4 protein-coding genes are annotated in these 5,911 nt (G+C 71.7%); 2 read left to right on the top strand and 2 right to left on the bottom strand.

Annotated features, from left to right (window positions below; genetic code table 11):
• Positions 1-53: 53 nt before the first annotated feature.
• Both ACWGJY_RS37285 and ACWGJY_RS37280 read right to left on the bottom strand, forming a co-directional pair.
• The gene (locus ACWGJY_RS37285) at positions 54-1,538 is read right to left on the bottom strand and encodes a hypothetical protein (protein WP_453265337.1); all 1,485 of its coding nucleotides are present in this window, start codon (positions 1,536-1,538) and stop codon (positions 54-56) included.
• A gap of 10 nt (positions 1,539-1,548) precedes the next feature.
• Positions 1,549-1,794 (bottom strand): MoaD/ThiS family protein, encoded by a 246-nt coding sequence (locus ACWGJY_RS37280; RefSeq protein ID WP_453265339.1) that lies wholly within the window; start codon positions 1,792-1,794, stop codon positions 1,549-1,551.
• A 204-nt stretch (positions 1,795-1,998) separates the two neighbouring features.
• Here ACWGJY_RS37280 and ACWGJY_RS37275 point away from each other — a divergent pair, with 204 nt between their 5' ends.
• Positions 1,999-3,732 (top strand): ABC transporter ATP-binding protein, encoded by a 1,734-nt coding sequence (locus tag ACWGJY_RS37275; RefSeq protein ID WP_453265336.1) that lies wholly within the window; start codon positions 1,999-2,001, stop codon positions 3,730-3,732.
• Positions 3,733-3,845: 113 nt separating this feature from the next.
• Complete coding sequence (locus ACWGJY_RS37270) at positions 3,846-5,747, top strand: ABC transporter ATP-binding protein (RefSeq protein WP_453265338.1); 1,902 nt, start codon at positions 3,846-3,848, stop codon at positions 5,745-5,747.
• The last annotated feature ends 164 nt before the right edge of the window (positions 5,748-5,911 follow it).

Below are 5,911 nucleotides of genomic sequence, written 5' to 3'. Positions count from 1 at the left end.
GCACCAGGGTGCTTCCGGCGGCCGCCGCTCCCGTTTCGCGCACGGCCCGGGGGTTACCCCAGCGTCCGCCCCAGGACGTACACCGCGGGCGCGGCCAGTGCCAGCGGCAGCGCCACTCCGGCCGTCAGGTGCACAAAGCGGGACGGGTAGTCGTAGCTGGCCACCCGCAGACCGATCAGGGCGCAGCCGCCGGCCGCCAGACCCAGCAGCGCGCCGGACGCCCCGAGGCCGGTCAGCTGGCCGGCCGCGATACCGGCGCCCGCGGCGGCCACCAGGGAGACGCCGATCGAGGCGGGGGGCGGCAGCGGCAGTGCACGGGCCAGGGTGGCCACCGCGACCGCGGCGGCGCCGACCACCACCGCGTGCGGGCTCGCCGCGAGCTGGCCGGCCGCGAGCACCGCGAGCGCGGACGAGGTCAGCCCCGCGGTCAGCGCGTACATCCGCTCGTCGGCGCTGCTGCGGTTGCGCAGCTGGAGGACCAGGACCAGCAGACACCACACCCCGAGCGTGCCGATGCCGACCAGGGGCGCGTCGGCGCGGTCGGTGGCGAGCAGCGCGACATCGGTGGTCAGACCGCCCAGGAAGGCGAGCGCGATGCCCTGGCGGGCCGGCCACATGCCGTTGAGCCGGAACCAGCCGGCGGCTGTGACGGCCTGCAGCAGCGCCACCGGCACCGCGAGCACCGGGCGGCCCAGCGGCGCGGTCAGCGCCAGCAGCAGGGCGAGCCCGGCGGTCAGTGCGGCCGGCTGGATGCCGGGCGGGATGACCGGCGAGCGGCCCTCGGCGCGGGCGCGCTGGTTGGGCGCGAGCGGCGCGGAGGAGACCGAGGCGGCGGAGACCGGCGTCGTGGCGGCCGGTGCGGGTGCGGCGGGCGCCGGCCTGGCCTGCTGGGGGTGCCGGCGGGCGTAGGGCTCATCGGCCGGGCGGGCGGTCTGGTGCTGGGTGGGCAGCTGCGCGGTCTCCGCGGGGTGCGGGGTGCCGTAGCCGTCCTGGCCGTAGGGCGGCCGGTGCGGCTGCTGCTGCGGCTGAGGTGGTTGTGGCTGCTGTTGCGGCTGCCGGGGCTGGGGCTGGGGCTGCTGGGGTTGTTGCGGCTGCTGGCCGTACGCGTCGTACCCGTACTGGCCGCGTCCGTACGGGTCGTGTCCGTACGGGTCGTGTCCGTACGGGTCGTGTCCGTGCGGGGCGTGTCCGTGCGGGGCGTGTCCGTGCTGTCCGTGCCCGTACTGATCGGGCCGCGGCTGCTGCTGCCGATAAGGGTCGTAGGCCTGCTGCCCGTGCGATGCCTGCTGCCCGTGCGACGGCTGCTGTCCGTGCGACGGCTGCTGTCCGTACGGCGTCTGTGCCTGTGCCTGCTGCCCGTGCGGCGTTTGCGGCTCGTACGGCGCCGGCTGTCCGTGTGGCGCCTGCGCGGACTGCGGCGGCTGCGCGGACTGAGGCGCCGGCCGGCCGTACGGGTCCGGCCGGCCGTATGGGTCCGGGCGGCCGTACGGGTCGTGCGGCTCGTAGGGAGGGTGGTGCTGCGGCTGGTTGTCGCTCATGGTCGTGTGCTCACCCTCCCGCGAACGGCGGCAGGACCTCGACGGTGCCGCCGTCGGCCAGCGGCACCGTCCCGTGGTCGCGGGTGCCCACCGGATCGCCGTTCACCAGGAAGGAGCAGCGCAGCAGGACGCGCGCGAACTCGGGGTTCGCGGCATGCGCCGCGCGCGCCGCGTCGAGCGCCTCGGCGAGCGTCGCCGCCGCATACGGCTCCTCTGCCGTGCCGGCGGCGGCCTTGGCCGCGGCCCAGTAGCGCACGGTGCCAGTTGTTGTCACGGCGGCCTCTTCGTCGTGTCGGTCGGGGGACGCCCCGTGGTGGCGGTGCCCCGTCGTTGCCGCCTCCATGATGGCGTACGCGGCGGGTGCTCCGGCTCCGGGCACGTTCCGGCAAAGGCTCCGCCCCCGCGGGCGCTCTCCGGAAAATTCGATTGCCGAGGGCAAGTGTTCGCCTAGTCTCATGGGGTGTTGGTCCGACTCGCGCGGGGGCATTTGCGGCCCCACAGGCGCTCGATATCCCTGATCGTGCTGCTCCAGCTGATCCAGACCCTGGCAACCCTCTATCTGCCCACCCTCAACGCCGACATCATCGACAACGGTGTCGTGAAGGGGGACACGGGCTACATCCTGCGCATCGGCGGCTTCATGGTCGCCGTCACCCTCCTGCAGATCATCTGCGCGATCGGTGCCGTCTACTTCGGTGCCCGTACGGCCATGGCGCTCGGCCGGGACGTCCGTGCCGCGGTCTTCGACCGGGTGCAGTCCTTCTCCGCCCGCGAGCTGGGCACGTTCGGCGCACCGTCGCTGATCACCCGCACGACCAATGACGTCCAGCAGGTCCAGATGCTGGTGCTGATGACGTTCACCATGATGGTCTCGGCGCCGATCATGTGCGTCGGCGGCGTGATCATGGCGCTGAACCAGGATGTGCCGCTGTCCGGCCTGCTTCTGGTCATCGTCCCGGTCCTCGGGATTCTCGTCTCACTGATCGTGCGCCGGATGCGCCCGCTGTTCCGCGGGGTGCAGGAGCGCATCGACACCGTCAACCGCGTACTGCGCGAGCAGATCACCGGCATCCGCGTCATCCGCGCCTTCGTCCGCGACCGGCACGAGCGCGAGCGGTTCGCCGGGGCCAACACCGATCTCTACGACGTGTCGCTGCGCGCCGGCCGGCTGATGTCGATGATGTTCCCGCTGGTCATGCTGATCGTGAACCTCTCCAGCGTGGCCGTCGTCTGGTTCGGCGGGCTGCGGATCGACAGCGGTGACATGCAGATCGGCGCGCTGACGGCGTTCCTCAGCTACCTCATGTACATCCTGATGTCGATCATGATGGCGACGTTCATGGTGATGATGCTGCCGCGCGCCGAGGTCTGCGCCGAGCGCATCCAGGAGGTGCTGGCGACCGAATCCGGTGTCACCCCGCCCGAGCACCCCGTCACCGAGCTGCGCCGGCACGGCGAACTGGAGCTGCGCGGCGTCGAGTTCCGCTTCCCCGGCGCCGAGCAGCCGGTCCTCAAGGACATCTCGCTGACCGCCCGCCCCGGTGAGACCACCGCCGTCATCGGCTCGACCGGCTCCGGCAAGTCCACCCTCCTGGGGCTCGTACCGCGGCTGTTCGACGCGACCGGCGGCACGGTCCTGGTGGACGGCGAGGACGTCCGCACCCTCGACCAGGAGACGCTGGCCAAGGCCATCGGCCTGGTCCCGCAGAAGCCCTACCTCTTCTCCGGCACCGTCGCCACCAACCTGCGCTACGGCAATCCGGACGCCACCGACGACGAGCTGTGGCACGCCCTGGAGACCGCCCAGGCGCGGGACTTCGTCGAGCGGATGGAAGGCGGCCTGGACGCCCCCGTCGCGCAGGGCGGCGGCAATGTCTCCGGCGGCCAGCGGCAGCGGCTGGCCATCGCGCGGGCGCTGGTGCGCCGGCCCGAGATCTACCTCTTCGACGACTCCTTCTCCGCGCTGGACTACGCGACGGACGCGGCGCTGCGGGCCGCGCTGTCCCGGGAGACCGACCGTGCGACGGTGGTGATCGTCGCCCAGCGGGTCTCCACGATCCGCGGCGCCGACCGCATCGTCGTCCTGGACGAGGGCCGGGTCGTCGGCACCGGCACCCACGCCGAGCTGATGGCCGGCAACGAGACCTACCGGGAGATCGTGCTCTCCCAGCTCACCGAGCAGGAGGCGGCGTGACCACCGCGGACAAGGGGGCGACGGCCCGGACCGAGGCTCCGGCGGCCACCGAGGAGATACCCGGGACGGCCCCCCGAAGAGGCCCGGCCCCGGCGGCCGGGCCCGGCCGGATGATGGGCGGCCAGCCCACCGAGAAGTCGATGGACTTCAAGGGCTCCGGCAAACGGCTGCTGTCCCAGATGCGGCCCGAGCGCGGCATCATCGCCGTCGCGCTGGTGCTGGGCGTGGTGAGCGTGGCGCTCACGGTCGTGGGCCCCAAGGTCCTCGGCCATGCCACCGACCTGATCATGTCCGGCATCATCGGCCGCCGGCTGCCCGACGGCCTCACCAAGGCCCAGGCCGCCGCGCAGCTGCGCGCCCACGGACAGGGCGGGCTCGCCGACATGATCGGCGCGATGCCGGTGACCCCCGGCCAGGGCATCGACTTCGGCGCCGTCGGCATGGTCCTGCTCTGGGTCACCTTGATCTACGTGGCGTCCTCGCTGTTCGGATTCGTCCAGGCCAGGATCGCCACCCGGGTCGTCCAGCGGACCGTCTTCCGGATGCGGGAGCAGGTCGAGGAGAAGCTGGCGCGGCTGCCGCTGAGCTACTTCGACAAGCAGCAGCGCGGTGAGGTGCTCTCCCGCGCGACCAACGACATCGACAACGTCCAGCAGACGCTGCAGCAGACCCTCAGCCAGATTGTGGCCTCGCTGCTGACCATCGTCGGCGTGCTGGTCATGATGTTCTGGATCTCGTGGCTGCTGGCGCTGGTCGCCCTGATCACGGTCCCGGTCTCGGTCGTCGTCGCCACCAAGGTCGGCAAGCGCGCCCAGCCGCAGTTCGTCCAGCAGTGGAAGACCACCGGCAAGCTCAATGCGCACATCGAGGAGATGTACACCGGCCACAGCCTGGTGAAGGTCTTCGGCCGCCAGCGGGAGTCCGCCGAGCTGTTCCGCGAACAGAACGAGGCCCTGTACGCCGCCGGTTTCAAGGCCCAGTTCATCTCCGGGATCATCCAGCCCGCGATGATGTTCATCGGCAACCTCAACTATGTGCTGGTGGCCGTCGTCGGCGGTCTGCGGGTCGCCTCCGGGGCGCTGTCCATCGGCGACGTCCAGGCCTTCATCCAGTACTCCCGGCAGTTCAGCCAGCCGCTCACCCAGGTCGCCTCGATGGCCAACCTCGTCCAGTCCGGTGTCGCCTCCGCCGAGCGGGTCTTCGAACTCCTCGACGCCGGGGAGCAGGACCCGGACGCCGAGCGGCCGGCCCGGCCCGGCCGGGTCGAGGGCCGGGTCGAGTTCGAGGACGTCTCCTTCCGCTACGCGCCGGACAAGCCGCTCATCGACGATCTGTCGCTGGCCGTCCACCCCGGCCAGACGGTGGCGATCGTCGGCCCGACGGGCGCCGGCAAGACCACGCTGGTCAACCTCCTGATGCGGTTCTACGAGGTGCGCGGCGGCCGGATCATGCTCGACGGCACCGACATCGCCGAGATGCGGCGCGAGGAGCTGCGCTCCCACATCGGCATGGTCCTCCAGGACACCTGGCTCTTCGGCGGCACGATCGCGGAGAACATCGCCTACGGAGCCCCCGCCGGCACCCCGATGGACAAGATCGTGGCGGCTGCCAGGGCCACCCACGTCGACCGCTTCGTGCGCACCCTGCCGGACGGCTACGAGACGGTGCTCGACGACGAGGGCAGCAATGTCTCGGTCGGCGAGAAGCAGCTGATCACCATCGCCCGTGCCTTCCTCGCCGAGCCCGCGATCATGGTCCTGGACGAGGCCACCAGCTCGGTCGACACCCGTACCGAGGTCCTCATCCAGCAGGCGATGGCGCAGCTCCGCAGCGGCCGCACCAGCTTCGTCATCGCCCACCGGCTCTCCACCATCCGCGACGCCGACGTCATCCTGGTGATGGAGAACGGCGCGATCGTCGAACAGGGCTCCCACGATGCCCTGTTGGCGGCCGACGGTGCCTACGCCCGCCTGTATGCGGCCCAGTTCGCGGAGGCGGTGGCGGAGACCGGCTGATCCCATGTTTTTGCGCCTCCGCTGCGCTTTGCCTTGGACCCACGTTTTCGGCTTTCCCGCCGTGGGGGCTTCTCGCCGTTGCGCCTGCGGCGGGCCGGGTCCGCTGCGCGGGGCTGTGGGTGCGGTGACGGGCCGGAGGGGCCGGTGTGTGGGACTGCTTCGCT

This window comes from Streptomyces sp. NPDC054765 (assembly GCF_053612065.1).
The sequence above is the reverse complement of the archived record's forward strand: the minus strand, read 5'-3'. Positions and strand labels throughout refer to the sequence as shown.